The 26,999-nt window shown below is 62.5% G+C and carries 22 protein-coding genes, 1 tRNA gene and 1 riboswitch; of the genes, 10 read left to right on the forward strand and 13 right to left on the reverse strand.

Annotated features, from left to right (window positions below):
• The first annotated feature begins 141 nt into the window (after positions 1-141).
• Complete coding sequence (locus AB8B20_RS21720; RefSeq protein ID WP_439073647.1) at positions 142-1,560, forward strand: TAXI family TRAP transporter solute-binding subunit; 1,419 nt, start codon at positions 142-144, stop codon at positions 1,558-1,560.
• Between the two features lie 60 nt (positions 1,561-1,620).
• Here the strand turns inward: AB8B20_RS21720 and AB8B20_RS21725 are convergent, their stop codons facing one another.
• Positions 1,621-3,069, reverse strand: a complete 1,449-nt coding sequence (locus tag AB8B20_RS21725) for a PepSY domain-containing protein (RefSeq protein WP_439073646.1) — start codon at positions 3,067-3,069, stop codon at positions 1,621-1,623.
• A 2-nt stretch (positions 3,070-3,071) separates the two neighbouring features.
• Positions 3,072-5,339: a TonB-dependent siderophore receptor gene (locus tag AB8B20_RS21730; RefSeq protein WP_441253333.1), complete on the reverse strand. Its 2,268-nt coding sequence runs from the start codon at positions 5,337-5,339 to the stop codon at positions 3,072-3,074.
• A gap of 106 nt (positions 5,340-5,445) precedes the next feature.
• Positions 5,446-5,637, reverse strand: a riboswitch (cobalamin riboswitch).
• A 143-nt stretch (positions 5,638-5,780) separates the two neighbouring features.
• On the opposite strand from AB8B20_RS21730, the gene AB8B20_RS21735 reads away from it, so the two are divergent.
• Together AB8B20_RS21735 and typA are read left to right on the forward strand one after the other, a co-directional pair.
• Positions 5,781-7,334, forward strand: coding sequence for an alkaline phosphatase D family protein (locus AB8B20_RS21735; RefSeq protein WP_439073643.1), 1,554 nt, complete (start codon positions 5,781-5,783; stop codon positions 7,332-7,334).
• A 232-nt stretch (positions 7,335-7,566) separates the two neighbouring features.
• Positions 7,567-9,390: a translational GTPase TypA gene (gene typA / locus AB8B20_RS21740; RefSeq protein ID WP_089266528.1), complete on the forward strand. Its 1,824-nt coding sequence runs from the start codon at positions 7,567-7,569 to the stop codon at positions 9,388-9,390.
• Between the two features lie 195 nt (positions 9,391-9,585).
• Here the strand turns inward: typA and maiA are convergent, their stop codons facing one another.
• Positions 9,586-10,251, reverse strand: a complete 666-nt coding sequence (gene maiA, locus AB8B20_RS21745; protein WP_439073641.1) for a maleylacetoacetate isomerase — start codon at positions 10,249-10,251, stop codon at positions 9,586-9,588.
• Positions 10,252-10,344: 93 nt separating this feature from the next.
• Between maiA and AB8B20_RS21750 the strand changes: the two genes are divergently transcribed.
• Positions 10,345-11,598 carry a flavin monoamine oxidase family protein gene (locus AB8B20_RS21750; RefSeq protein ID WP_439073639.1) on the forward strand — a complete coding sequence of 418 codons (1,254 nt, stop codon included), beginning with the start codon at positions 10,345-10,347 and terminating at the stop codon, positions 11,596-11,598.
• A gap of 8 nt (positions 11,599-11,606) precedes the next feature.
• On the opposite strand, the gene AB8B20_RS21755 is transcribed toward AB8B20_RS21750, so the two are convergent.
• Positions 11,607-12,017 carry a thiol-disulfide oxidoreductase DCC family protein gene (locus tag AB8B20_RS21755; protein ID WP_441253334.1) on the reverse strand — a complete coding sequence of 137 codons (411 nt, stop codon included), beginning with the start codon at positions 12,015-12,017 and terminating at the stop codon, positions 11,607-11,609.
• 34 nt (positions 12,018-12,051) lie between these two features.
• Positions 12,052-12,936 carry an alpha/beta hydrolase family protein gene (locus tag AB8B20_RS21760; protein WP_439073637.1) on the reverse strand — a complete coding sequence of 295 codons (885 nt, stop codon included), beginning with the start codon at positions 12,934-12,936 and terminating at the stop codon, positions 12,052-12,054.
• A gap of 279 nt (positions 12,937-13,215) precedes the next feature.
• Here AB8B20_RS21760 and AB8B20_RS21765 point away from each other — a divergent pair, with 279 nt between their 5' ends.
• The 3 genes from AB8B20_RS21765 to AB8B20_RS21775 all read left to right on the forward strand — a co-directional run bounded on the left by AB8B20_RS21765 (position 13,216) and on the right by AB8B20_RS21775 (position 15,896).
• Positions 13,216-13,725 carry a GNAT family N-acetyltransferase gene (locus AB8B20_RS21765; RefSeq protein WP_068737851.1) on the forward strand — a complete coding sequence of 170 codons (510 nt, stop codon included), beginning with the start codon at positions 13,216-13,218 and terminating at the stop codon, positions 13,723-13,725.
• 103 nt (positions 13,726-13,828) lie between these two features.
• Positions 13,829-14,383, forward strand: a complete 555-nt coding sequence (gene ppa, locus AB8B20_RS21770) for an inorganic diphosphatase (RefSeq protein WP_089266533.1) — start codon at positions 13,829-13,831, stop codon at positions 14,381-14,383.
• A 31-nt stretch (positions 14,384-14,414) separates the two neighbouring features.
• Positions 14,415-15,896, forward strand: coding sequence for a M20 family peptidase (locus AB8B20_RS21775; protein WP_439073636.1), 1,482 nt, complete (start codon positions 14,415-14,417; stop codon positions 15,894-15,896).
• Between the two features lie 122 nt (positions 15,897-16,018).
• Here the strand turns inward: AB8B20_RS21775 and folD are convergent, their stop codons facing one another.
• Genes folD through AB8B20_RS21790 form a run of 3 tightly spaced genes read right to left on the reverse strand, consistent with a single transcriptional unit; the run spans position 16,019 to position 17,553 of the window.
• Positions 16,019-16,903 carry a bifunctional methylenetetrahydrofolate dehydrogenase/methenyltetrahydrofolate cyclohydrolase FolD gene (gene folD / locus AB8B20_RS21780; protein ID WP_439073634.1) on the reverse strand — a complete coding sequence of 295 codons (885 nt, stop codon included), beginning with the start codon at positions 16,901-16,903 and terminating at the stop codon, positions 16,019-16,021.
• Entirely contained in the window at positions 16,900-17,247 is a 348-nt protein-coding gene (locus tag AB8B20_RS21785; protein ID WP_089266538.1) for a DUF167 domain-containing protein, read from the reverse strand. Before AB8B20_RS21785 ends, folD begins: the two co-directional genes overlap by 4 nt.
• A 15-nt stretch (positions 17,248-17,262) precedes the next feature.
• The gene (locus tag AB8B20_RS21790) at positions 17,263-17,553 is read right to left on the reverse strand and encodes a YggT family protein (protein ID WP_068737841.1); all 291 of its coding nucleotides are present in this window, start codon (positions 17,551-17,553) and stop codon (positions 17,263-17,265) included.
• Between the two features lie 196 nt (positions 17,554-17,749).
• On the opposite strand from AB8B20_RS21790, the gene AB8B20_RS21795 reads away from it, so the two are divergent.
• Positions 17,750-17,825 (forward strand) — tRNA-Ala (locus AB8B20_RS21795).
• Between the two features lie 111 nt (positions 17,826-17,936).
• Here AB8B20_RS21795 and AB8B20_RS21800 read toward each other — a convergent pair.
• The 4 genes from AB8B20_RS21800 to AB8B20_RS21815 form a co-directional block, all read right to left on the reverse strand.
• On the reverse strand, positions 17,937-18,716 hold the full coding sequence (locus AB8B20_RS21800) for an SDR family NAD(P)-dependent oxidoreductase (protein WP_439073632.1): 780 nt from the start codon (positions 18,714-18,716) through the stop codon (positions 17,937-17,939).
• Positions 18,717-18,926: 210 nt separating this feature from the next.
• Entirely contained in the window at positions 18,927-19,406 is a 480-nt protein-coding gene (locus AB8B20_RS21805; protein ID WP_089266541.1) for a TerB family tellurite resistance protein, read from the reverse strand.
• A 157-nt stretch (positions 19,407-19,563) separates the two neighbouring features.
• Entirely contained in the window at positions 19,564-20,973 is a 1,410-nt protein-coding gene (locus AB8B20_RS21810) for an adenylate/guanylate cyclase domain-containing protein (protein ID WP_439073631.1), read from the reverse strand.
• 136 nt (positions 20,974-21,109) lie between these two features.
• A complete protein-coding gene (locus AB8B20_RS21815) occupies positions 21,110-22,495 on the reverse strand; it encodes a cytochrome P450 (RefSeq protein ID WP_439073629.1) in 1,386 nt (461 codons plus the stop codon).
• Between the two features lie 210 nt (positions 22,496-22,705).
• Between AB8B20_RS21815 and AB8B20_RS21820 the strand changes: the two genes are divergently transcribed.
• Positions 22,706-23,536: a hypothetical protein gene (locus AB8B20_RS21820; protein WP_439060358.1), complete on the forward strand. Its 831-nt coding sequence runs from the start codon at positions 22,706-22,708 to the stop codon at positions 23,534-23,536.
• Between the two features lie 235 nt (positions 23,537-23,771).
• Here the strand turns inward: AB8B20_RS21820 and AB8B20_RS21825 are convergent, their stop codons facing one another.
• Entirely contained in the window at positions 23,772-25,148 is a 1,377-nt protein-coding gene (locus tag AB8B20_RS21825) for a hydrolase (RefSeq protein WP_439073627.1), read from the reverse strand.
• Between the two features lie 164 nt (positions 25,149-25,312).
• On the opposite strand from AB8B20_RS21825, the gene AB8B20_RS21830 reads away from it, so the two are divergent.
• The gene (locus AB8B20_RS21830; protein WP_439074055.1) at positions 25,313-26,998 is read left to right on the forward strand and encodes an MFS transporter; all 1,686 of its coding nucleotides are present in this window, start codon (positions 25,313-25,315) and stop codon (positions 26,996-26,998) included.
• Position 26,999: the final 1 nt, after the last annotated feature.

Below are 26,999 nucleotides of genomic sequence, written 5' to 3' on the forward strand. Positions count from 1 at the left end.
AATGCCGCGCATGCAGGAAAGTAACCAATCGCGCCGGTAACCATGCTGCCGGTGGAACGGCGCGTCGACCCGAAACTTTGCTACATTGTCGCTCGAACCCATTTGGCGCAGATGAATTTGAAGCGATTGTTTTCCAGATCCATGGCAGACGGTCCCGATGTTATCGGGCCGATAGGGCCGCCGTCACCGCGGTCGATCCGGCGCAAGATGACGCTGATTACGCTGGCCGGGACTCTGGCGATCGTCGCAGCCGTGGCAGGCGCTTACTACTTCGCCATGAAGCCGGTGCCGCTGCGGATCGCCGTCGGTCCGCCGAACAGCGATGACGTGAAGGTTGTGCAGGCGCTGGTGCAGTCGTTCTCGCGCGATCACTATACGGTTCGTTTGCGGCCGATCCTCACCGAAGGCGCCACCGCCAGCGCCAAGGCGCTCGCGGATGGCAAGGCCGATCTCGCGATCATCCGCGGCGATCTGGAAGTGCCAAAGAATGCGCGCGCGGTCGCCACGCTGCGCAAGAACGTCGCCGTGATCTGGGTGCCGCCGGCCGCCAAGGGCAAGAAGTCCGGGCCGAAGATCACCAAATTCTCGCAGCTCGCCGGCCGCCGCGTTGGCGTGATCGGCAAGACGCAGGCCAACGTCAACCTGCTGAACATCATTCTGCGGCAATACGGCGTCGATCCTGCCAAGGTCACCATCGTGCAGTTCTCGACCACCGAGGTGGCCGACGCGGTGAAGGACCAGAAGGTCGATGCGTTCATTGCGGCCGGTCCGGTGAACAGCAAGATCACCAATGATGCGATCCAGGCCTCGAGCCGCGATGGCACGCCGACTTTCCTCGCGATCGATTCGGCTGAAGCCATCGCGCAGAATTTCCCGATGTATGAATCATCGGAAATTCCTGCAGGCGCATTCGGCGGCGCGCCGGCGCGGCCGGACGATGACGTCAAGACCATCAGCTTCTCGCATCACATCGTGGCTCGGCAGAGCCTGTCCGATGTGACCATTGCTGCCTTCACGCGGCAGCTGTTTGCGATCCGTCAGCAGATCATCAACGATTTCCCGCTGGCGGCGAAGATCGAGACGCCCGATACCGACAAGGATGCGGTGATCCCCGTGCATCCCGGCGCGGCCGCCTATGTGGATGGCGAAGAAAAAACCTTCCTTGATCGCTACAGCGATTACATCTGGTGGAGCCTGATGGGGCTCTCGGCGATGGGCTCGATCGGCGCCTGGTTCGCGAGCTATCTCAAGAAGGATGAGCGCAACGTGAATGTGTCGGAGCGCGATCGTCTGCTCGACATGATTGCCGCCGCGCGCAAGAGCGAGTCCCTCGAAGAGCTCGATACGATGCAGGCGGAAGCCGACGATATTCTGCGTCATACGCTGAATTGCTACGAGCATGGTGCCATTGAGGAAGGCACGCTGACAGCCTTCAACATCGCGCTCGAGCAATTCCACAACGCCGTCGCCGACCGCAAGGCGCTGATCGGCATGATCCCGCCCGAGCCGATGAACCCGCCGGAGCAATTGCGTCAGCCGCCGCGGCCGCTGGCGGTCTAGAGTCTTTCGTTTTGACGCGTTTTCTTCACGCGAACCGGGACCACTTCGCTTGAAAACGCTTTAGCGCTTGAGATAGCGCCAGCCGATCACGACGCCGCTCGCCGAGAGGATGGTGCCGAGAATCGACAGCAGCCACACCACGATGTCCCAGGCCGGGCGATACATCAACAACAGCTGAAAATCGAAACTGTGCAGCGCATTGAACAGCCAGCGATAGGTACGCCGGCTTGAGTCGACGCGGCCGAGAATGTCGCCGGTGACCGGGCTGATGTGAAACCAGGTTTGCGCGTCGTCATCGAATTTGGCGCGTAACACCGGCAATTCGCGGTCATTGTGGTGCGCGTACCAATAAGCGTCGTATTTTCCGAGGGTTATCTGGCGTTCGAGGCGCGAATCCGGAAGCAGTTTTGTTGCGGCGCTCCAGAGGCGGTCTTGCGGCAGTCTTGCGATTTCGCCGCTTGTCGGATTGATCGCCATCTTCGTGCCGTCGCGCTTCGCGACGATCATCAGCGGCATGCCGTCGATCCATACGAAGCGCGCTTCGACCGCGGCCTTGTCCGCCGGTGCGCGAATGGCCGCAGCGATATCAGGTGCGTCGTGGCCGGCATAGCGTTGCAATACCTCGCGTGGCGTATTGCGGTCGGCAAAAACGCGGCCGGGATCAAGCGACAGCCAGCCCGAGAACATCCAGGTCAGCACGAAGAGGCCGGCGATCAGTCCGGTGACGTGATGCCACGCCATCCAGCCGCGATAGGGCGTGATATTACCGCTCGCATAACGCCGCTTGAGGCGCACGCGCAGAATGCCGATCCAGATTCCGGTAACGCCGACGATCAAACAGATGCCGGAGATCCACAACACCACGAGCCGCCACAGCGGACCGTCCTTGCGCAGCACGGTCGGATAGATCCAGTGCGGGATCGAACCGAGCCAGTTCCAGACGCGTTCGGTGCGGTTGGTATCGAGTGCGATCTCGCCGGAGCGCGAGGAGACGTAGAGTTTGGTGCCGGCATCGTCGCCGAGTGTGATCAGATACAATGGCCGTAGCGGGTCGTAGCGCGCGGTGACGCTCCATTGATCGCGATCGACGATCTCGTCGAGCTGAGGCGACTTGCTGGCGGGATGATGCCCGGCAACGGCAAGTGCCTGCTGTTCGTTGACCTCGGTGATGGTACGGCCATCGACGGCGGAGATCGCCTGTCGTTTGCCGTCCCAGCCGGTCAACCGATACACCGGCTCGTCGGCAACCATGTTCAATCGCAATTCGCGCGGATGGCGCGTGGCACCGGCAGCCTTCATCGCCTCGTCGGGAGAGAGCGCCACTTTCTCCCAGACGATATCGGGCAATGCCGCCAGCCGCTCCTTGTCGGAGAGGCCCGGAAACGCGACATACATCATCACCACGCCGGAGATGAACCACATCGCGAAGAAGAGACAGGTGACGATGCCGACCCAGCGGTGGCCGATATACAGCCACCGCCGGAGTGTGCGTGTCAGCTTGCGTGACAAGTTCAGAATTTCACGTTGACAGCGAGTTGGGCGGTGCGTGGCATGCCGAGCATCCACTGATTGTCGCTGTAGCTCGACGTCGCGTAGATCTTGTCGAACAGGTTGTAAACGCGCAGCGACACCGTGGTGTTGACGTCCGGCTTCCATTGCAGGCCGGCATTCACAACTGTGTAGCTCGGCATTTCCAGCGTATTCGCGTTGTCTGCATAGGTCTTGCCGACAATCTGCACGCCGGCATTGGCCGACCAGTTTGGCGCAAAGCCCCATGTTGCCCAGATATTGGAGACGTTCTGCGGGACATTGATCGGGACGTTGCCGGCAAAATTCACGCCGCTGGCCTGCAGGAAGTCGTCATACTTTGCGCGCAGGAGCGCGGTGTTGGCATCGATGCGCCAGCCGTATTCGAGCACGAGACCGATCGAGGCCTCGACACCGCGCGACGACTGCTGGCCGACCTGCTGAACCGCTCCGCCGCTACCCGGAACCGCTGCGAGCAGATTGTTCTTCACGATCTCATAGGCAGCGAGCGTCCACTCGCCGCGGCCGCCCCAGAACGACTGCTTGACGCCGATCTCGGCCTGTTTGCCGGTCGCGAGGTCAAACTTCGCATTGGCGTTACTCGCCGAGATCAAGCCGCCGATGGTATCGACCGCCGTCGAATACTGGCCATAGAAAGCAAGATTCTGAATCGGCGTATAGACGACGCCGGCGCGCCACGAGGTCGCCGAATAGTCCCGGGTGTAGCTGTTGGCGGGGGTGCGATAGTCGGTTCGTTCGACGGTCGGTTGATCCTGGCGGACGCCGGCGATTAGCGACAGCTGCTCAGTCACAGCCAATCGATTCTCTGCGAAGAACGCGTATTGATTGGCGACGCTCTTGAAGCCCGGAACAGTTGGGTCGGGGCTACTGAACAGGCCGGGATCGAAATTATACGGATTGACCGATGAGGACCCGCTAAACGGCGAATTGTTGGTATGCTTGAAGTCGATGCGGTTAACGTCGAAGCCCGCCACGAAGGTGTTGACCATGCCGAACAGATGGCCCTCGAAGGTGGCGTCCATGCGGTCGCCGATCTGCTGCTGCTGGTGGAAGATCTCGAGATAATCGCCGCGATCGATCAGGCCGGTGCCGGAATTGAAGCCGTAGATCTCGACCTCCTTCCAGTGGCGCTTCGCATACATGTAATAGAGCGTGTTGCGCAGGGTGATGCCGTCGGCCACCTGCCACTCGGTCTTCACCTGGCTCCAACTGTCCTGATAGCGGATGTTGCTGTCGCTGACATTGTAGTTCTTGAAGCGGATCGCCTCATTGAGCTGGCCGTTAATCAGCGGCGTGCCGAAATATTTTGATGGATGGCGGTCGCCATAGTCGGTGGAGAGCGTCCAGGTGATGTCCTCGGTCTGCTTGATCTGCACGGCGGCGTGCAGTGCGATGTTCGAGGTGTTGTCGCGATCGACCCAACCATCGGACGCGTTGCCGGTGACGGCGATACGATAGGCGACGTCCTTGCTGACCGGGCCGCCGCTATCGAGGGCGATACGGCGCGTCATGTTGCTGTCTAGCGAGATTTCAGCCTGGTTGCGCGGCACCCAGAGCGGCAGTTTTGAAATCACGTTGATAGCGCCGCCGATGGCGCCTTCGCCATACATGACGGAGGCGGGGCCGCGCAGCACCTCGATCTTTTCGGCAGTCCAGGTGTCGAAGGGGAAGTTCACCGTGCCGGAGCCGACATAGAGGCGCGTGCCGTCATAGAGCGAGGTGACTGAGCCGCTGCCGGCGAAGCCGCGGGTGCTGAAAGCAATGCCACCATTGCCGGGTTCGCCAATGGCCGTAAAGCCGGTGGCATTCTGCGTGACGGCATCGACGACGTTCTGCTGGCCGCGCTCGGCCATGGTTTCTGCCGAGATGACCTCGACGCTGGCCGGCGTCTGCAGGCGCGTCAGGCCGAGGCGGCTGCCGGTGGATGTGGTGCCGGTGAGGTTGAGCGTCGGTGCTGCGAAGACGGGGCCTGTCGGAGCAGCGACCGGCGTACCCGTATTGGCGGCGACATTGCGCTGCTGCCGCGAGCGCGCAGCGCGCGATGCATTGCCGTTCGTGGTGCGGCGTGCGCGTTGAGGTGTCGCTGACGGCTGAACGACAACAGGATCGAGCGTCTGGCTCGACTGTGTGGTTTGCGACCAGCTTTCGCTTGGACACAACAAGCAGGAGAGAGCAACAGAATAAAGTAAGGGAGCATGTCGCTTCAATGCGACGGAAGAAACGGAGGTCATGAACAGGACTCGCGGTTACGTGGCACGTCACCGCAAACCAAGTCGCCCCGCCGCTTTCAAACAGGCAGTGTGACTTCCACCAGGACACCCCGCCCAATGTGCTCGCGTGTGACCACGACTGGCGGCAGGTCTCCTGGCTCGCGGGTCACTGCCTGTCGCCGCCTTCCCAGGTGAACACCCAGTGGCTCTTGGCGCAGGCTCGCCGCTTACAGTTGCGGGGGCAGCCGCGGAATCGGGGGATCCCCCTCACCGCATTCCCTTTTGATCCCCGAAGGGAACCGTCGCCTTCACGTTAAGGTGAAATTTCCAAATGTGTCAATTAAGTCGCTAGTCATTCGCAACTTGCATCGGCGGGTGTTGATATTGCGCATCACCTGTCATCGCAGCGTCAAGCGATCTGCCTAGAGCCACTGGTGCCAGAGCCAGGATCAGGAGTTCGCCATGGCGCTACATATTTCCCGCCGTCGTTTTCTCACGCACTCAGCCGCAGCAGGCGCAAGCTTCCTGGCGATGCCTTACCTCAGCCGTGCGGCGGATCGTCCGGTCGTGTCGCATGGCGTGCAGTCCGGCGATATCGGGACGAGCAGCGGCATGATCTGGTCGCGCGCCGATCGCCCGGCGCAGATGATGGTGGAAGTCGCCACCACCGAATCCTTCAGCAATGCGCGGTTGTTGCCCGTCGTCACGGCGCTGCCCGAGAGCGATTTCACGGCGAAGCTGCTGCTCGATAATCTGCCCGCGGGGCAGGACATCTTCTACCGCGTCAAATTCCGCGATCTCTCGCATACCGACATCGTTGGCGAGCCGGTCATCGGCCGCTTCCGCACCGCGCCGGCGGATCGCCGCGATGTGTCCTTTGTCTGGGGCGGCGATGTCGCAGGGCAGGGCTGGGGCATCAACGCCGATGACGGCGGAATGGTCACCTTCGCCACCATGCGCAAGCACAATCCGGATTTCCTGATCCATTCCGGCGATACCATCTACGCCGACGGCCCGATCCTGCCTGAAACGAAACTGCCGGACGGCACGATCTGGAAAAACACCATCACGGTGCCGGAAAAGGCGAAGGTCGCCGAGACGCTCGATGAATTCCGCGCTGCGCACAAATACAATCTGCTGGACGACAATGTTCGCGCCTTCAATGCGCAGGTGCCGATCTTCGGCCAGTGGGACGATCACGAGGTCACCAACAACTGGTCGCTCTCGAAACAGTTACCGGCATCCTACAAGGAGCGCGACATCACGCTGCTGGCTGCGCGCGGCGCCCGTGCCTATCACGAGATGTATCCGATCTCGGTCAGTCCGGCCGAACCTGGCCGCGTCTATCGCACGCTCAATTACGGCCCGCATCTCGACGTCTTCATGCTGGACGAGCGCAGCTATCGCGGGCCCAACGGCCCGAATCTGCAGGAGAGCTATGGTCCGGATGCGTATTTCATCGGCCCGGAGCAGATGGCCTGGCTGAAGCGCGCCCTGATGGCGTCGAAGGCGACCTGGAAGGTCATCGCCTCCGACATGCCGATCGGCCTCGTCGTCTATGACAACGCTGCCGACAAAACCGGGTCTGAGGCCATTGCGCAGGGCGACGGGCCAGTGCGGGGCCGCGAGCTGGAAATTGCCGATGCCCTGCGCTTCATCAAATCGGCCGGTATCCGCAACACGGTCTGGCTAACCGCCGACGTGCATTACACGGCGGCGCATTACTACAATCCGGAAAAGGCGCAGTTTCAGGATTTCGAGCCGTTCTGGGAGTTCGTTTCGGGCCCGTTTCACGCCGGAACTTTCGGGCCGGCGGCGCTCGACAATACCTTCGGTCCCGAGGTCCATTTCGTGAAGGCGCCGGGGCCCGATAAGCAGAATTTGCCCCCGTCGGCCGGCATGCAGTTCTTCGGTCACGTCAAAATCGACGGCCAAAGCGGCCAAATGACCGTTACCTTGCGGGATCGGGCCGATATGGCCCTTTGGGCCACGGTTCTGGACCCGAAATTGGGCTAACCATTTGGCAGATTCGCATTGTTTTTCGGCGATTTCCCCCTATATTGCGCCGCAACGCGTCCGAGTACCCGGCCCCTTCTGGCCGGGTTTGCTTTTGGAGGGATTGCCCCAGCGCGTTTTCAGACGAGGCAGTTATCGAACGCGCTCGAGCGCAAGGCATAAGCCTTTTGTTGTCGAGCATGTCTTGTTGAACCCGCTCAAGGGCACCCAGACCGTAACCAGAAGAAGACCTATGAACCTTCGCAACATTGCTATCATCGCCCACGTTGACCACGGCAAAACCACTCTCGTGGACAAGCTGCTGCAGCAGTCGGGCACGTATCGCGACAATCAGCGCGTCCAGGAACGCGCGATGGATTCGAACGACATCGAAAAAGAGCGCGGCATCACCATTCTCGCCAAGTGCACCTCGGTGCTGTGGGATGAAGTCCAGATCAACATCGTCGACACCCCGGGCCACGCTGACTTCGGCGGCGAAGTCGAACGCATCCTGTCGATGGTCGATGGCGTGATTGTGCTCGTCGACGCCGCTGAAGGCCCGATGCCGCAGACCAAGTTCGTGGTCGGCAAGGCGCTGAAGCTCGGCCTCAAGCCGATCGTCGCGATCAACAAGGTCGACCGTCAGGACGCCCGCATCACCGAAGTCGTCAACGAAGTGTTCGACCTGTTCGCAGCGCTCGACGCCACCGACGACCAGCTCGATTTCCCGATTCTGTACGGATCGGGCCGCAACGGCTGGATGGCCGACAGCCCGGACGCGTCGCATGATGTCGGCATGAAGCCGCTGTTCGATCTCGTCATCAAGCATGTCGCGCCGCCGGTGGTTGAAGAAGGTGCGTTCCGCATGCTCGGAACCATCCTGGAAGCCAACCCCTATCTCGGTCGCATCATCACCGGTCGCATCTCGGCCGGTTCGGTAAAGCCGAACCAGGCCGTCAAGGTGCTGTCGCGTGACGGTAAGGTCGTCGAAACCGGCCGTATCACCAAGATCCTGGCCTTCCGCGGCCTCGAGCGCCAGCCGGTGGAACTCGCCGAAGCCGGCGACATCGTTGCCATCGCCGGCCTGCCCAAGGGCACGGTCGCCGATACCTTCTGCGATCCGTCGGTTGAAATTCCAATCCAGGCGCAGCCGATCGATCCGCCGACCGTGTCGATGTCTTTCATCGTCAACAACTCGCCGCTCGCCGGCACCGAAGGCGACAAGGTCACCAGCCGCCTGATCCGAGACCGCCTGCTGCGTGAAGCCGAAGGCAATGTCGCGCTCAAGGTCGTCGAATCCGCCGACCGTGACGCGATGGAAGTGTCGGGCCGCGGCGAATTGCAGCTCGCGATCCTGATCGAGAACATGCGCCGCGAAGGCTTCGAACTGTCGGTGTCGCGTCCGCGCGTGGTTCTTACCAAGGACGAAAACGGCAACACGCTGGAGCCGGTCGAGGAAGTCGTCATCGACGTCGATGAGGAATTCTCCGGCGTGGTCGTTCAGAAGATGAGCGAACGCAAGGCCGAGATGATCGAGATGCGTCCGTCGGGCGGCAACCGTCTGCGTCTGGTGTTCTACGCGCCGACCCGCGGCCTGATCGGCTATCAGGGCGAACTCATGACCGATACCAAGGGTACCGCGATCATGAACCGCCTGTTCCACGACTACCTGCCCTACAAGGGCGAGATCGCCGGCCGCCGTAATGGCGTGCTGATCTCCAACGACCAGGGCGAAGCGGTGGCCTACGCCATGTTCAAGCTGGAAGATCGCGGCCCGATGATGATCGAGCCGGGCTGGAAGGTCTACAAGGGCATGATCATCGGCGAGCACACCCGCGAGAACGATCTCGAACTCAACGTTCTCAAGGGCAAGCAGCTCTCCAACATCCGCACCACGTCGAAGGACGAAGCGGTGCGTTTGACGCCGCCGATCCGCATGACCCTGGAAAAGGCGCTGGCCTATATCGAGAGCGACGAGCTGGTCGAGATCACCCCGAAGTCGATCCGCCTGCGCAAGAAGCATCTCGATGCCAACGATCGCAAGCGCGCCGAAAAGACCAAGGAAGTGATCGCGTAAGCGAGAGCATTCTTTGACTGGTTATAAAATGCCCGGCGAAAGCCGGGCATTTTTTTGTATGGTGCGATGCCTTCACTCCGTCCCTCATGGTGAGGAGGCGCGTAGCGCCGTCTCGAACCATGAGTTGGTGTCGCGCCGACGCTTGTGGCCATCCTTCGAGCCGCCGCTGCGCGGCTCCTCAGGACGAGGGCGGAGTCAATTTGCCGGCGCGCCCACCTGCTTTAACGGATCCGCCTTCGCAAACGCCTCCATCGCCTCGCAGGTAGCAACGATGCGATTGATGGTTGGAATACCTGCAATTTCGATCTTCAGCACCTTCATGGTTGCGGTGATGCTGAGCAGACAGATGTCGGCGATAGTCACTTCGTCGCCATGACAGAAGCGGCCGGTGGCGGGTTCGCTGGCGAGGCGCTCTTCCACGGCGGCGAGGCCCGTGGTGAACCAGTGCACCAGCCAGGCGCGAACTGCGGCATCGTCAAAGCCGGCGGTGATGGCGAGATATTTCCGCACACGCGGCGTAATGAGCGGGTGGGTGTCGGCGGCCAGCATCGCGGCGATCGAACGCACCCGGGCGCGGCCGTGTGGATCGCTCGGCAGCAGCGGCGGGGTCGGATGGATCTCGTCGAGGAATTCCAGGATCGCCAGCGACTGAGTCAGCGGCAGGTGGCCGGGCTCGATCAGGGCCGGAATCGCGCCGAGCGGATTGATCTTGAGGAACGCGTCGCCGCGCTGCTCGCCCTTGTCGAGGTCGATCACGCGCTCGTGCGCTTCCAATCCCTTCAGGTTGAGCGCTACGCGGACGCGATAGGTCGCGGACGTCCGCCAGAAGCCGTAGAGTTCGAAATCGTGTGGGGCTGTCATGCATCTTCTCCGAGGGCAGCGGTGGCTTGAATAATTCAAGCAAGCCTTTATCCCGTTGTCACCCGTTTCCCATCCGCTGTGAATACCGACGCGATGACCAGACTGCCTTCCGAAGTAGATGTCGCCATCATCGGAGCCGGCGCTGCCGGCCTCGGCGCCGCGCGTATGTTGGAAGGTTCCGGGCTCTCCGTGATCGTGCTGGAAGCGCGCGACCGGATCGGCGGCCGTGCCCATACGATCATGGCGGCCCCCGGCATTCCGTTCGATCTGGGCTGTGAATGGCTGCACTCCGCCGACAAGAATGACTTCGTCGGCATCGCGAAAGAGCTCGGCTTCGCCGTTGACAAGTCGCGCCCGCCGTGGCGCGATCAGGCTTATGACGTCGCCTTCTCAAAGGCGAAGCGCGATGAGTTCTTCGCCGCGATCGACGCGTTCTATGAGCGCGCCGAGGAGGCCGCAGAAAACGAGATCGATGCGCCGGCGGCGACATGCCTTGAGCCCGGCAATCCATGGAATCCGATGATCGATGCGGTCTCGACCTATATCAACGGTTTCGAGCTCAAGGATGTGTCGCTGCACGACATGGATGCCTATGAGGACACGGACATCAACTGGCGCCTGCCCGATGGCTACGGTGCGCTGATCGCGGCCTATGGCGCGCCATGTTCGGTAGCGCTGAATACCGAAGTGACACTCATCGATCATTCCGGTGCGCGTATTCGCATCGAGACGTCGCGCGGCACGCTCAGCGCGGCGAAAGTGATCGTCTGCGTGCCGACCAATCTCATCGCCAATGAAAATATCCGCTTCACGCCGCCGTTGCCCAGCAAGGTCGAGGCCGCCGCGGGCCTGCCGCTCGGCGCCGACAACAAGGTAATGCTGGCGCTCTCCAACGCGGAGAAATGGCCGTCGGATATCGGGTTGCGCGGCGCCGCCCTGCGCACGGGTGTCGGCAGTTTTCACCTGCGCCCGTCCGGCCGCCCCTGCATCGCCGGCTTTTTCGGGGGCAGTTTCGCACGCGACCTGGAAGACGCCGGTGAGGGCGCGCTCGCTGCGCAAAGCATCGACGAGATCGTGGCGCTGCTCGGCTCGGATATCCGCAGCAAGCTCACGCCGCTCGCGGAATCCCGCTGGGGACACGATCGCTTCGCGCAAGGCGCCTATTCGGCGGCAAAGCCCGGCCATGCCGATGCCCGCGCGGTCCTCGCGGCGCCGGTGGATGGCAGACTGTTCTTTGCCGGCGAAGCGACATCGCCGAATTTCTTCTCGACGGCGCATGGGGCGCGGGAGAGTGGAGAGCGGGCGGCGAAGGACGTGATGGCTACAGGCAAGCAGAGCAAAGCGTAGACGCTCGCTTACTCTATCACCCTCGCCCTCATCCCCGCGTCCGGCACGATACACGCCTCGGTCTTTCCGAAGATACGATAGCGGTTCGTTGCGATCAGGCTGTAGACCGGATTGCGCAGCGCCTTCGGCACCGCGAACAGCACGCGCACCCATTGCCAGCCGGGCAGGGTCGACAGCACCGTCAGCGCCGCATCGGATCTGACATAAGCCGCGCCGCCATGGATCACCGCATTGGTGTCGGGATCGGCGGGATCGATGCCGAAATGGCGGGCGAGGCGGCTGCCATAGTCGGACTGGATCGGGGTGAAACGAAAGCGGTGATCGGTGTCGCGTTTGGCGACGAACTGGATCCAGCGCGAGCAGAAGATACAGACGCCGTCATAAAGGATGACATTGTCATCGGGCCAGGGCTCGGTCACTGCACTGTCCATTCCGGTTGCGCAGGTTTGCGCGTCATCGCTTCCTCGCCGTGATTGCCTTCAACGCCTTGTCCAGCGTGGCACCATAGATGTCGTTACCGCCGTCGCTCTCCGCAAGCCAGTGGCCCTCGCTTCGAAAATTAGGCAGTTCGTAGACATCGACCTTGTCGCTACCCTTGCGAAACGCATCCGCTAGCTGGCGTGACAAGTCCGGCGAAAAATAGCTGTCATTGCGCGCGACGAGCCAGATCACAGGCACGTGCGCCGTCTGTCCGAAGGTCGCGGCAGCGGCGATCAGGCGCTGCGGCGCGCAGACGTCATTCGGTCGGTCATTGGCATGGCCGCCGCGTCCTGGGGCAAAGGCAATGATCGCTCTGACGCCTTGCGGATTGGCGCCGGCCATGGCGAGCGCGCCCCAGCCGCCCGCGGAATGGCCGACGACGATCGTGCCGTCGCTGCGAATGAAGGGTTGTTTGCGAATGTCAGTCATCGCTGCGGCGATACTATCCGCCGTGGCGCGGGCGGCGCCGAGATAGTCGGCATTGTCGCAGCCGCCCTGGTCTTCGAGATAACGCCCGCCGGTTAAGCCATGGCCGGGGCGCTCGGGCACCAGCACGGCGTAGCCACGCCCAACGAACCAGGAGGCCAGTGCGCGATATTCCGGTTGCGGCATCTGCGCGCGGCGCAGCGCATTCTGCGTGGTGGCATGCGCAATGACAGCGAGCGGGAACGGGCCATTGCCGGGTGGGCGGAATAGCACCGCGCGGGAACTGGTATTTGGATCGGGCGACGCTACCGACCAGACCTGCCGGCGATGCGGCGCTTCTTCCGGGGCCTGCGCGCCTGATGTCTGGGCTGCGGCAGTAGCGGCGCTTCCGAGCAATGCAGCCAGCAGGCAAAGCGCTTGGACGTGTTTCATGAGCGCTCAGGGACTTTCGTGCGGACGCAATGCCTGTCGAACTCTACACGCCGCGAATCACATCGATGCAGTTGTGCACATCGATACGCGTGTGCAACTGCGACACGACTCGCGCGATACGTGCCAGCAGTGGAAAACATGGCGTTCGGCGCGCATTGGATGCAGCTCTGTCCTTTTTCGATACAACTCTTTCGGTAAACTGATGCTGAAAATCCACACGTTAACCGATAATTAACGATGGACCTTGAAGAGCGCCCGCCGACTTGCTTTGATCCCCTCATGAGCACAACCCTGATCGAGGTTCGGCCGGCCAAAGCTGCGGATGCAGCCGCGGTGGCGTCCACCCATGACGAAGCCTGGCGCGCGGCCTATCAAGGTCTCATCCCGGGCCCCGAATTGGAAAAGCTGATCAACCGCCGCGGTCCCGGCTGGTGGGATTCGGCGATCCGCAAGGGCAGCCGCGTCAGCGTTTTGTGCTTCGGTGACAAGGTCGCCGGCTACGCCAATTACGGTCGCAACCGCGCCCGCAGCCTGCAGTTCGAAGGCGAGATCTACGAACTTTACCTGCGTCCGGAATTCCAGGGCCTCGGCTTCGGCCGCCGGCTGTTCGCCTCCGCCAAGCGCGATCTCGTGCAGAGCGGGCTGAAGAGCATGGTGATCTGGGCGCTGTCGGACAATGAGGGCGCCACGGAGTTCTACCGCGCTCTGGGTGGCCGCATGGTGGCCCGCTCCTCGGAGCGTTTCGGCGCAAAATCGCTCGATAAAGTGGCATTCGCCTGGACGAATTAAGCCATTAAGCCGGTTCATGATTTTCTGGTCTCGCAGGCGTTGAATCCGGGCTCCCGCTCGGCTACGCCTGTCGCAACCTGTCCTATGAAATCTGGAGTGTTTGATGCGTCTTGACGCAATCCCGCTCGGCGCCAAGGCGCCGCATGAAGTGAACGTCGTCATCGAGGTCCAGGTGGGCGGCGAGCCCATCAAATATGAGATGGACAAGGAATCCGGCGCCCTGTTCGTCGATCGCTTCCTCTATACCCCGATGCGTTACCCGGGCAATTACGGCTTCATCCCCCACACTCTGTCCGGCGACGGCGATCCCTGCGACGTGCTGATCGCCAACACCCGCGCCATCGTGCCGGGCGCCGTGATGAGCGTGCGTCCCGTCGGCGTGCTGTTGATGGAAGACGAAGGCGGCCTCGATGAGAAGATCATCGCCGTGCCGACCTCGAAGCTGACCCAGCGCTACGACAAGGTGAAGAACTACAGCGATCTGCCTGAGATCACGCTGCAACAGATCCAGCACTTCTTCGAGCACTACAAGGATCTCGAGCCCGGCAAGTGGGTGAAGGTGGTGCGCTGGGGCGACGCCGCCGATGCGCAGCGCTTGATCCTCGAAGGGATCGAGCGCGCCAAATCTGCAAAAGAGTCGGCCGCCAAGACCAAGTAACAGAGACCGGCGTAGCAGAAGGGGACTTCCGATGCGCCGATGGATCAAACTGCTCCGAACGGCCGCGCTGATCGTCATCGCGGCCGTTTTGCTGCTCGCGGGCATCGTGCTCGTCAAGACATTCAGTGGAGGATCGCGGCAGCTTCAGGTGACCGCGGCGGCGAAAGCGCCGGTCAATGAGCAGGCGGCGGCAGAGCGACTTGCGGAAGCAATACGCTTCCCGACCATCTCCAATTTCCTCAATTCCGATCAGGCCGCCGAACCGCTGCGCGCGATGCAGGCGCATCTGGTGGCGAGCTTCCCGGCCTTCCATGCCGTGGCGAAGCGCGAACTCGTCGGCAACTACAGTCTGCTCTACACATGGGAAGGCAGCGATCCCGCCTTGAAGCCGATTGCGCTGCTGGCGCATCAGGATGTCGTGCCCGTCGCACCGGGCACCGAGAAAGACTGGCAGCAACCGCCGTTCAAGGGCGTCGTCGCCGATGGCTTCATCTGGGGCCGTGGCTCCTGGGACGACAAGGGTAATCTGTATTCAATCCTCGAGGCCGCCGAGGTGATGGCGAAGCAGGGTTTCCGCCCCAAGCGCACCATCTATTTCGCCTTCGGCCATGACGAGGAAGTCTCCGGCACCCGCGGCGCAAGGGCGATCGCGGCGCTGCTGACGTCGCGTGGCGTCAAGCTCGACTTCGTGCTCGATGAAGGCCTTTTGATCACCGAGGGCATTCTCAAGGGTCTCGACAAACCGATGGCGCTGATCGGCGTCGCCGAGAAGGGCTATGCGACGCTGGTGCTGACCGCGCATGGCACGCCCGGTCACTCGTCGATGCCGCCGCGCGAAACCGCCATCGGCATGATGAGCGCGGCGCTGACCCAGCTCGAAAACAAGCGTCTGCCGATGCAGATCCGCGGTACGGTCGGCGAGATGTTCGATACGATCGCGCCGGAGATGAGCGGCTTCAACCGCGTGGTGCTGTCCAATCTGTGGCTGTTCAAGCCGCTGCTGTTGCGCGAATTCGAGAAGAGCGGCCCGACCGAGGCGACGGTTCGCACGACCACGGCGCTGACGATCTTCAAGGCCGGCGAGCAGGACAATGTGTTGCCGGGCAATGCGGAGGCCACGGTGAATTTCCGGCTGTTGCCCGGCGATACACAGGCCAGCGTTACCGAACATGTACGCAGCGCAGTCAGCAACGACAGGATTTCGATTGCGCCATTCCCCGGCAATACCGATCCGCCCCCGGTGACCGGCACGGCGAGCTCGTCCTATCGCGCGCTCAATCAGACCATTCGCGAGATCTTCCCCGATGCGCTGGTGGCGCCTGGTCTGATGGTGGCGGCGACGGACTCCCGGCACTACACGGACGTCACCGACAACATCTTCCGCTTCTCGCCGGTGCGCGCGACGTCGGAAGACCTCAAGCGTTTTCACGGCACCAACGAACGGCTGAGCGTCGCGAATTACGCCGACATGATCCGGTTCTATCGACGGTTGATCGAGAATACGGCGAAGTAAGAGTTCTGCGTCGACCCCTCAGCCGTCATTGCGAGCACAGCGAAACAATCCAGAAAGCCAAGAACTGGATTGCTTCGTCGCAAGGCTCCTCGCAATGACGTGGATGGGCCGGAGCGAGCGCTTTAAACCGTCGGTGCCGGCAGCTTGTGAATCGCACATGCCGCGCGCAGCGTGTTCACCAGCAGGCAGGCGACTGTCATCTGACCTACGCCGCCGGGCACCGGCGTAATCGCGCCGGCGGTCTTCAGCGCTTCCTGATAGGCCACGTCGCCGACGAGACGCGTCTTGCCTTCGGCACCGGGCAGCCGATTGATGCCCACATCGATCACGGTCGCGCCGGGCTTGATCCAGTCGCCGCGCACCATTTCAGGGCGGCCCACTGCCGCATAGACCAGATCGGCCTGCGCGCAGAGCTTGGCGAGGTCGCGCGACTTCGAATGCGCGATGGTCACGGTGGCGTTTTCATTGAGCAGCAGTTGCACCAAGGGACGGCCGACCAGATTGGAGCGGCCGATCACGATGGCATTCATGCCTTCGAGTGATTTGTGGACGCTCTTGGTCAGGATGATGCAGCCGAGCGGCGTGCAGGGCGACAGTGCAGGCATGCCGCTGGCAAGGCGTCCGGCATTGGTCGGGTGCAGGCCGTCGACATCCTTGGCGGGATCGATGGCATTGACGACGGCGTCGGTATCGAACCCCTTCGGCAGCGGCAGCTGCACGAGGATGCCGTGGACGGTGGGGTCGGCGTTGAGCTTCTGCACCAGCGCGATCAGATCGGCCTGTGCGACATCAGCCGGCAGCTTGTGCTCGAAGGAGGCCATGCCGGCTTCCTGGGTCTGCTTGTGCTTGCTGCGGACATAGACTTCGCTGGCAGGATCGCTGCCGACCAGCACTACGGCGAGGCCGGGCGTCACGCCATGTTCGGCTTTGACGCGCGCGACTTCGGCGGCGACGCGGCCGCGCAATTCGGCGGCAATGATCTTTCCATCGATGATGCTGGCGGTCATGTGTCGGTCCTGTCGTCAGTGTCGTCGGGCGTTGCTGCAGTGATCCTGCGCAGCATCGCGCCCAGTTTCGTCGGGTCGCCGTCGACCGCGATCTGCTTCACGCGCGACGTGGTGCCGGACAGCACGCGCACATCGCGCTTCGGCACGCCGAGCCGCTTGGCAAGCAGTTCGGTCACGGCGCGGTTCGCTTCGCCGCCCTCGGCGATGGCGCGCACCCGCACCTTCACTACCGAACGGCCATTGGCCATCGTCTCGATCCCGTCGATATCGTCTCGGCCACCCCGCGGCGTCACGCGCACGGCGATGCTGACACCGTCAGTCGCGTAGCGCCAGGGATCTGCCACGAACCCGGCGGCCGATCAGAAGACGCTGGGATAGATGTAGTAGGTGATCACCCGCTGCAGGAACATGATGATCAGGATCAGGATGATCGGCGAGATATCGAGACCGCCGAGGCTCGGCAGCATCCTGCGGATCGGCGCCAGCACGGGCTCGGTGATCCGGAACAGGAATTCGGCGATCGCGGAGACGAACTGGTTGCGGGTGTTGACGACGTTGAAGGCGATCAGCCAGGACAGGATCGCCGAGGCGATCAGCAGCCAGACATAGAGATCGAGAATGATCAGCACGATATCGAGAACGGCGCGCATGGCGGGGATGGCTCGCGGGTTAGGTCGCGGATTCGACTGTCCGCTAAATATCGGTTCAGCCCCCCTCAAACAAGGGAAGTTCCGGGCGAAAAGTGCCGGAAAACCGCGCTTTTGCGACGTTCTTGACTTGCCGTTAACGGGGATTGTAAATGGCGCCGATTGCTGACCGGATCGCATGGGCGACCCGGTTCGTATCGGGGCCATAGCTCAGCTGGGAGAGCGCGTCGTTCGCAATGACGAGGTCGGCGGTTCGATCCCGCCTGGCTCCACCATCCTTCGCTTGCTTCGCAAGCTCCGGCTCGGCAAGCCACCCTCCCGACCATAAAAAGCGAAGCAAACGAAGGATGTCTCGCCGAAGCCCGCAGGGCGTAGGCAGACCGGCTTCACACCCGTCTCAACTGCAACCTTGCCACCGCCCCCGCGATGAAGCCGCGCGGAAAAAGCCGCAGCAGCAGCGGCACGATCTTGATGCCGAGGCCGGGGAAAACTGTGCGCTTATTGGCCATCAGGCCCTGATAGCCCAGCAGGGCGACGTCAGCCGCCGAGACATTGAGGATCGCCGAGTCGAGGCCCGGCGTGAATCCGGCGCGCGCCTGGAATTCCGACGGCACCGGACCGGGGCACAATGCGGTCACGCGCACACCCTTGGAGCCGAGCTCCTGACGCAGCGCTTCGGTGAAGGACAGCACATAGGCCTTGCTGGCGTAGTACACGGCCATTCCGGGACCCGGCAAAAAACCCGCGATCGAGCTGAGATTGAGAATGCCGCCCTTGTTGCGGATCAGGCTCTCGGAAAAGCGCAGCGACAGATCCGTCAGTGCGCGCACATTGACCTCGAGCATGCCGAGTTGCCGATCGCGGTCCATGTCGATCGCGCGGCCGAACATGCCGAAGCCGGCATTGTTGACCACATACTCAACTTCGACATCGGCGGCAGCGAGGGCAGCCGCGATCTGGTCGCAGGCGTCGCGCTGTTCGAGATCGCAGGGAATGATAATGGGCGCAGCACCGCCGGCGGCCGTGATTTCAGCGGCCAGTGCATTCAGACGCTCGGCACGGCGTGCAACCAGAGCGACGCGATGCTTGTTCGCAGCGAAGATGCGTGCGAATTCGGCGCCAATTCCGGCCGAGGCTCCGGTTATTAACGTCACGCGCTCAGTCACAATAAGGTACTCTTAAAATACGTGAGGACGATTTGCATGCATCTACAGGCGTAATAGGGATACCCGTGATGTGCAAGTCGGAATGACCACCGGAATACCGCAGGCCTTCAGTTCCCGAATGCGTAGCAGTGGCATGAATTATCGGGGACCGCGCATTAAACTTTGGTTATGCGTCGTAGTGCTGTCATTTTCCGGTCAGGCTGCGCCTGCTCAGACAGTCGTATCCGTTGTGGCTGTACCGCCCGCCACGCGTCGTTTGAGCTCCATCCGGTCACGTGATGAAACTGCGAGCAGGTCGGCTGCGCGCCAGACCACATTTTCCTCGAACTCACTGACGCGGCCGTCAGCATAGACCAGCTGCCACATCATCTCGACGAGACGGACACGACCAGGCTCGTCGACCACGCGCATGATGACGCTCGTAAAGTGATAGAGATCGACGGCCTCGCCTTCGACGAGGGTGGCAGCCGAGATGAGCCTGTCAGCCGTGCCCGGATCGAGCTCGAAACGCGACTCGATCAGGCTGTGCAACTTGGCTCTCTCGATAGCTGAGGGCTCCCCGTCCAGTGAGATGACGTGAAGCATCAGCGCCGTAGCGGCAAGACGGAAGCCGGTATCGTCGAATGCCTGATTTCCGTGCGCATCGGGAGACACCACGTCGGCAATGAATTGGCGCAGTTTTTCCAGCATTATTCTTTGAACCAGATGATCGCGAGGCCCGCCATGCGGCGAAAGCGCTCGTGCTTTGTGGCGCGAAAATGGAACGCATGCAATGCGGCCGGGTTCCCGAAGCGCTGATGACAGTTAAGTAACAATTGAGACGAGCGGTAGTTTACGGGATCTCGTGTCACGGAATCTCATAGACCACGATCTTGTCGGCGATGCCGCGCAAGGCGGCGTGCTTCTGGATCGGCGTGATTTCGGCCTTCCTCAGGATGGCTTCCACGGCCAGCGCCGATATCACCGGGCTGGTGATATGGATCGCTTGCGAGGTTGACAGGCCCTGCACCCTGGCAGCGATATTGACGGTCTGGCCAAAGTAATCCTGCCGCTCGTTCAGCATCACGGCGAGGCAGGGTCCCTCATGGATACCGATCTTGACCACGAGGTCTTTGGTGCCGCGCTCCTCGTTCAGTCGCTCCATCGCGGCGCGCATGCGCAGACCTGCGGCCAGCGCCTGTTCGGGCCGCGTAAAGGTCGCCATGACGGCATCCCCGATGGTCTTCACGACGGCACCGGCTTCCGACGCAATGATCTCCAGCAGTGCGTGGAAATGCGCACGCACCAGATCGAAGGCTGCGAGATCGCCGACGCGCTCGTACAAGGCCGTCGAGCCCTTGAGGTCGGTGAACAGGAAAGTCAGCGAGGTAATCTTTAGTCGCTGATCGATGTTGAGGTTGTCGGCCTTGTAGACATCGCGAAAGGTCTGGTTGGTGAGTATTCGCTTGGCCGTGAGGAACGGCTTGCGTTTGCCGATCAGGTGATGGAGGCCCTCGGCCGCGACAAATACCGATGGCAGCACACGCACCTCGGTCTGGTTCTCGAGGGACAATCGCAACGGTCCGGGTTGCAGCGTGATGGTGCCGGTTGGTGTATGCTGCCGGTTGTAGATCAGCGACAGATGCTGTCGTTCCTTGGTCGGCTCGCCCTGCACGTCAATGAACTGCGCGGCATGGGTTACCGGCTCGAACACGATGACGAATTCTGACGGCAAGTGCAGCGACATCACCGCTTTTTCATGTGCCGGCAATTCCATTGCGTCCAGTGTCACTTCATCGGTGAGTGACGCAAACGATTCCTGATTGAGATCGACGCCTGAGCTCCAGAACACCTGCTTGAAGTATTCCCAGAGCGGCAGCGTATTGGGGTCGTGTGCAGCGATGTGCCTGACGCGCGGTGCGACCGTGAACGCTACCTCCACCTGCTCGTCAACCGACGCTTCATAGCCGCAGGCGCAGAGCCCGCAATGGTAGTCGTCATGGCGCAGCGATTTCAGCGTGCTGTGGGCGTCGAGGACGCCGCTGCAGCCCGGGCACAACACATTCCAGGTCAGGTCGAACAGGCCGAGGCGGGAGGCATGCAGGAAGCCGGAAATGACGCGCTCTTCGTTCAGGCCGCGGCGTGCCGCAAAATCCAGCACGTTGATACGATTGAGTTCGTGGTCCGCGCCGTCGCGGATCAGTTGTGCAATGGCATCGGCTACGGCCGGATCGGTCGCCTGGTTCAATGTCGCGAATAGTGCCTGAACATCACTCATGGCATCAGTTTAGGCCAAATAGTCGCTACGTCCAAGACAGGGCTTTGCCGCTGCGCTTCAACTTGTCGTTCCGCCTAACGTGCCATGAGCGCGGGGGGGTGGGGAACACGTGAGGAGAGGGCGTGCTGAAATAACGTCAGCGCCGCTCAATCCAGAACTGTGGCGAGCGATCCGGTTGTGTCGTCACCACGCCGATAGGCATGACGGGTGCTTTATCCGGTAGCTCGACGCGGATCGCGCCGATGATTTTCGCCAGCGCTAACGTGGCCTCGACAAGCGCGAAATGCGCGCCGATGCAGACCCGGGCACCGACGCCGAAAGGCAGATAGGCGAAGCGGTCCGGCGGTGTCGCGCCGGGCATGAAACGGGACGGCATGAAGGCGTTGGGCTCGTGCCACAATTTCTCGTGCCGATGCAGTAGCCAGGGCGCGATCAGGATCACGTCCTTGCTGGCGACGGACTGGCCAGCCAGACGATCAGGGCCCGCGGCGGCGCGTGCGATCAGGAAGGCGGGCGGATAGAGCCGCATGGTTTCGTCGATCACCGCGCGGGTGAACTTCAGATGCTCCATGTCGAATGTGCCGCTCGCGCTGGCGGCACGGGCTTCGGCCGCGACCTGCTCCTGGGTCGCCGGATCGAGCGTCAGCATATACAGCGCCCAGAATAGCGCCGTTGCCGTCGTCTCATGGCCGGCGAGGATCATCGTCGCCACCTGATCGCCGAGCTGCCCATCGGTGAAGGATGCGCCGGTTTCCGGATCGCGTGCGGCCACCATCAGGTCGAACAGATCGCGCGGCGCGTCGTCGTTCTTGCCGGCGGCGCGACGTGCGGTCATCAGCTCGCCGACGAATCTCGTCCAGCGTCTGCGGAAGAAGGCGCGCGAGATATCCTGCGGCGTCGGCCAGCCCAGCGGCAGCAGCAGATCGAGGAAATGCGGCCGTGCCAGGTTCATGCCGTATTCCATCACGAAGTCGCGCAGCTTCGCGCCATGCTCGGCCATGCCGAAGGAGAACATGGTGCGGCCTGCGATCTCCAGCGTCATCCGCTGCATGATCGCGCGAAGATCGACCGGCTTGCCCTCGGCGCACTGTAAATCGGCGAGCGTATCGTCGACGGCCGAGATCATGTGCGGCACCAAAGTCGTCACCGCGCGCGGCGTGAAAGCCGGCGCCAGGGTGCGGCGCTGGTGTTTCCAGGTGCGGCCTTCGGCGAGCAGCAGGCCCTCGCCGAGCATCGGCCGCAGCACGCGGAATGCAGCGGGCGTGCGGGTATAGTTCTCGTAATTGTCCACCAGAACATGGCGGATCGCATCGGGGTCGTTGAGGATGAAGCTCGCGTGGCCGAAGAAGCGGCCCTTGACGATGTCATCTTCATAGGCGCGCTGACCCCAGGTCTCGATGGCGCTGCGGCGCATTGCCGACATACGCCCTAGCGCACCCATGTTCTCGGGCGCACGTGGCGGGCTCGGCGGCACCAGGGGCGCTCGCGCAGCGGAGAAATCGTAGACCTCGGCAATGCTCACGATGGGCCTCGCAATTGATCCAGGGACCGGAGCGTCTCGTCATTATAGCAGGCGTCCATCCGCGCGCCATGGAGGCCTCGATGGAAAGCGTGGCCGCAACGCACGCATCGACCAATATTGCGGTCCAGCGGGCGCATCCCTCGGAACGATACTCACGCATGCACATTAGGGAGGCAGTGGCTCCATATCGGACCGGCCTGAGGATTTAAAATGATCGATACCGTTGTCGTCCAACCCAATGTAAGCGTCGACGAACCGCAAACCTCCGGCGTATCGTGGGCTGCGGTTGCAGCCGGTGCCGTGGTTTCGCTCGCACTGACGCTCGTCCTGATTGCCTTTGGCACAGGTCTCGGTCTGTCTGTCGTGTCTCCGTGGGCAAGTGCCGGCGCCTCCGCGACCACGTTCAAGATCACGACCGGTATCTACCTGATCGTCATCGCGATGATCTCGTCATCGCTCGGTGGTTATATTGCCGGCCGTCTGCGGTCGCGCTGGATCGGCGTGCATTCGGACGAAGTCTACTTTCGTGACACCGCGCATGGATTCCTGGCCTGGTCGTTCGCGACGGTTTTGGGAGCGATCCTGCTGGCATCTCCAGCAACCACTTTGCTGAGCGGAGCCGCGTCGGGTGTTGCTGCCGGTGCAACCGCTGCTGCAGCCCAGTCAGGTCCGAGCGATGGCTACCTGGATTCGCTGCTGCGTCCGACGACGCCGTCGGCCGATGGCACCAGCGCGGAAGCGCGTGGTGAACTGTCACGTGTGATGGCTGCCAGTTTCCGTGGTGGAGAGCTCAAGCCTGCCGACCGCAGCTACGTCAACAAGGTTGTCGCCAGCCGCACCGGTCTGAGCGAGGCAGATGCCGACAAGCGCGTCACTGAAGTCATCAACGATGCGAAGACCGCGGTGGATGCCGCACGCAAGGCCGCGATGCAGCTCGCATTCTGGCTCACGGCGTCGCTGCTGATCGGCGCCTTCTCCGCCAGCCTTGCCGCGACGGAAGGTGGCGGGCTTCGTGACGGGACCTGGAAGAAGCGTCGTTAACCCCAATCAAAGGAGACAACCATGCCCATTCTTCTGTGGCTACTCGGAATCCCGCTTCCCCTCATCATCCTGGTACTGTTGCTGCGATAACAGAATAACGAAGGAGCCCCGCACATGGCGGGGCTCTTTGCGATTTCGAACAATGCCTCATGCGATCTAATCGGAGACGCGTAGGGAAGTCAGCAAAGCGGTTATATAGAAAGCCAGACCGCTGAGGCGCGCGAGTTGGCGTGATCTACTCGGTGAATTCCGCCACCGTGATCCGGTTTTCCGACGCCGGCCAGGCGCGCGCCACGATCCGCTCCTGATTGAACAGCGCTGCCACCGGACGTCCGATGTCCGTGGCCGGAAGGCGGATAGTCGAGAGCGAATCCGTGGGCACGCCGGCTTTCACGTCGGTCGGCTCCTTGCCGTCGAGCAGCACGACATCGCGCGGTAATCCAAAATAGCCACGGACGCGCGACATCGACACCACTGCACCGGCATTGGCATCGGTGGGTCCCAGCGGCCGGCCGGCGCGTAGATGCACGACCTCGGACGAGCGGGGGAATGGCGAGCGATAGGAATGCGTGATCGGCGCTCCGGCCGATGTCAGCACGATCTCAACAGGCCAGGCCGGATCGACCCGAACGGGACCCCAGCGGCCATCGGCGGATGTGCGGGCCGAATGGAGCGCTGCCCCGATCCGCTCGCCAGTGTCCGGCGCCACGCGGTACACCTCGACCAGGGCATCCGCGACCGGCCGGTTGGTGGGCACGCCGCCGGGCGCGCCGGTGACGAGACCGCTGATTTTCACCTCAGCTTCCGGCGCGATATCGATCCGCACGGGCTCGCGGCCGACGATAAATTTGTAGATCTCGCGGAAGGCGCGAGGGTGAAAGCCCGTCTCGCGATGATCGATGGCGCCGAGGACGAGATTGGTGGCGCCGCGCAGCGCCGGACCATCGGCGGTGACGCCGGTGGCCACGCCCGGCTTGCCGAGCAGGCGACCGTCGGCCTGCGCATATTTGTCGATGCCATCGCTGCGGAGGGTGAGGAAGGCGGTACCTTCAGTCACCTCAGGGCCTTCGTCGGGATTGAGGCTCTTGAGGAACGGGCTGCGGCCATTGAATTCGCTGCCGGGACTATCGGTCCCGTCGAACACGCCGTGATTGGGGGTGCCGCATAGGACGGCGTGGCTGACATCGGCGCTGCCGCCATTCTTGATGTAATTGCGCACCGCATTGCCGCCGCGCGAATTGGCGACCAGCGCCACTTTCGCAGCACCAGTGCGCTTTTTCAGTTCCGCGATGGCTTCGCCAAGTTCGCGGCGCTGGTCTTCGGTGGAGGAGCGGCCCTGCTGCGCCACAGCATCGTCGGAACGCGCCAGCGGATCGGTGAAATTGAGCGCCATCAGCCGGTTGCGCGGGATGCCATTGGTTTCCATGCGCCAGATCTGCGTCATCCAGAGCGCCGCGTGGTCGCCATTGCCGTGGACGAACAGGATCGGGGGAATGTCGGAACCAGCCGCTGCGCCGGGGCCCGTCTGTGCTGCGGCCTCGAAACGGAGCGCATGGGCAGCCAGCGGCAACATGGCTGCGCTCGTGAGGATGGTCCGTCGCGACAGCGCCATGGCTGGTCTCCCTCTATCTGCACACGTCCGGTGCTTGCCGCTGTGATAGCGGAGCAGGCACTGGACAGACAACGCGTTTCGCAGGCATCACCTTGATACGCCAAGTGGGGAATCAGGCCCGCATGGCTCTGCAGTCGCTATCTGCAGCAGACGACGGGACGATGATGGCCGAAGCAGCGAAACCAGTGGTTCTTCCCTCCGACGGCATTGCCGCCCCGCTGCGGTTTGCGGTGTTCCGGCGGATCTGGCTCGCCAGCCTGCTGTCCAATCTGGGCCTGATGATCCAGAGCGTGGGCGCTGCCTGGGCCATGACGCAGATGACCGCGTCGGCCGACAAGGTGGCGCTGGTGCAGACCGCCTTGATGCTGCCGATCATGCTGATCTCGATGCCGGCGGGCGCCGTGGCCGACATGTATGACCGCCGTGTCGTGTCGCTGGCTTCGCTGGTGCTGTCGCTGGTCGGCGCCTGCGTACTGACCATGCTGGACTGGACCGGTCACATCACGCCGAACATCCTGCTCGCCTTCTGCTTCATCATCGGCAGCGGCATGGCGCTGTTCGGACCGGCCTGGCAATCCTCGGTCGGCGAGCAGGTGCCGCCGGAGGTACTGCCATCCGCCGTGGCACTGAACGGCATCAGTTACAATATCGCGCGCAGTTTCGGCCCGGCGATCGGCGGCATCGTGGTCGCCACCGCCGGTGCCGTCGCAGCCTTCGCGGCCAATGCGGTGCTCTACATCCCGTTGCTGGTGGTGCTGTTCCTGTGGCGTCGCAAGGTCGATGTTTCCAGGCTGCCGCGTGAGCGGCTGAGCCGGGCCATCGTGTCCGGCGTGCGTTACATTGCTAATTCGCCGTCGATCAAGATCGTGCTGACGCGCACGCTGATCACCGGCATCTGCGGTGGTTCGGTCTCGGCGCTGATGCCGCTGGTTGCGCGCGACCTGCTGCATGGCGGCGCGCAGACCTACGGAATCATGCTCGGCGCCTTCGGCATGGGTGCGGTGATCGGCGCAATGAATATTGGGCATGTCCGCAAGCATCTGAGCGGCGAAAGTTCGATCCGGGCCTGTGCGCTGATCATGGGCGTTGCGATTGCCGTCGTGGCGGTCAGCAGCGAGCCGGTCATCACTGCGGCGGCGCTGGTGGTGGCCGGCTCTGTCTGGATGCTGGCGGTCGCGCTGTTCAATATCGGCGTACAGCTCTCGGCGCCGCGCTGGGTTGCCGGACGTTCGCTCGCCGCCTTTCAGGCTGCGATTGCCGGGGGCATCGCGATTGGCAGTTGGGGCTGGGGGCATCTCACAGACATGGTCGGCGTCGAAGCGGCATTGCTGGTGTCCGGCGGAGCGATGTTTCTCTCGCCGCTATTTGGCCTGTTCCTACGGATGCCGCCGACCGGCGCGCGCGACGAGGATGCCGAGACGCTGGCCGATCCTGAAGTGCAACTCCAATTGACGGCGCGCAGTGGCCCGCTGGTGGTGGAGATCGAATATCGCGTGGATCAAGAGAATGCGCGCGCATTCCACGGCGTGATGCAGGACGTGCAGCTCTCGCGCCAGCGCAACGGCGCCTATGGGTGGTCCATCGCGCGCGACATCGCTGATCCCGAATTGTGGACCGAACGCTACCACTGCCCGACCTGGCTCGATTTCCTGCGCCAGCGTAATCGTTCGACGCAGTCCGAGCGCGCTTTGTATCAGCGCGCGGCGGACTATCATCTGGGGCCGGATCCGGTTCGCGTGCGCCGCATGCTGGAGCGGCCGTTCGGTTCGGTGCGCTGGAAGGACGATACGCCCGATCGCGCAGCGACCGAGGTGCTTCCTGTCGCGACGCCGGCCGGCAGCAGCGGTTAGA

The organism is Tardiphaga sp. 866_E4_N1_4 (genome assembly GCF_052076075.1).
Lineage (GTDB): Bacteria > Pseudomonadota > Alphaproteobacteria > Rhizobiales > Xanthobacteraceae > Tardiphaga > Tardiphaga robiniae.

Coding starts and splice junctions, on each gene's coding strand:
- AB8B20_RS21825 (WP_439073627.1), bottom strand. CDS start 25,148: ATGGCGCTGTCGCGACGGACCATCCTCACGAGCGCAGCCATGTTGCCG.
- AB8B20_RS21760 (WP_439073637.1), bottom strand. CDS start 12,936: ATGAAACACGTCCAAGCGCTTTGCCTGCTGGCTGCATTGCTCGGAAGC.
- maiA (WP_439073641.1), bottom strand. CDS start 10,251: ATGACAGCCCCACACGATTTCGAACTCTACGGCTTCTGGCGGACGTCC.
- typA (WP_089266528.1), top strand. CDS start 7,567: ATGAACCTTCGCAACATTGCTATCATCGCCCACGTTGACCACGGCAAA.
- AB8B20_RS21730 (WP_441253333.1), bottom strand. CDS start 5,339: ATGACCTCCGTTTCTTCCGTCGCATTGAAGCGACATGCTCCCTTACTT.
- AB8B20_RS21735 (WP_439073643.1), top strand. CDS start 5,781: ATGGCGCTACATATTTCCCGCCGTCGTTTTCTCACGCACTCAGCCGCA.
- AB8B20_RS21810 (WP_439073631.1), bottom strand. CDS start 20,973: ATGAGTGATGTTCAGGCACTATTCGCGACATTGAACCAGGCGACCGAT.
- AB8B20_RS21765 (WP_068737851.1), top strand. CDS start 13,216: ATGAGCACAACCCTGATCGAGGTTCGGCCGGCCAAAGCTGCGGATGCA.
- ppa (WP_089266533.1), top strand. CDS start 13,829: ATGCGTCTTGACGCAATCCCGCTCGGCGCCAAGGCGCCGCATGAAGTG.
- AB8B20_RS21830 (WP_439074055.1), top strand. CDS start 25,313: ATGGCCGAAGCAGCGAAACCAGTGGTTCTTCCCTCCGACGGCATTGCC.
- AB8B20_RS21720 (WP_439073647.1), top strand. CDS start 142: ATGGCAGACGGTCCCGATGTTATCGGGCCGATAGGGCCGCCGTCACCG.
- AB8B20_RS21750 (WP_439073639.1), top strand. CDS start 10,345: ATGACCAGACTGCCTTCCGAAGTAGATGTCGCCATCATCGGAGCCGGC.
- AB8B20_RS21790 (WP_068737841.1), bottom strand. CDS start 17,553: ATGCGCGCCGTTCTCGATATCGTGCTGATCATTCTCGATCTCTATGTC.
- AB8B20_RS21775 (WP_439073636.1), top strand. CDS start 14,415: ATGCGCCGATGGATCAAACTGCTCCGAACGGCCGCGCTGATCGTCATC.
- AB8B20_RS21820 (WP_439060358.1), top strand. CDS start 22,706: ATGATCGATACCGTTGTCGTCCAACCCAATGTAAGCGTCGACGAACCG.
- AB8B20_RS21805 (WP_089266541.1), bottom strand. CDS start 19,406: ATGCTGGAAAAACTGCGCCAATTCATTGCCGACGTGGTGTCTCCCGAT.
- folD (WP_439073634.1), bottom strand. CDS start 16,903: ATGACCGCCAGCATCATCGATGGAAAGATCATTGCCGCCGAATTGCGC.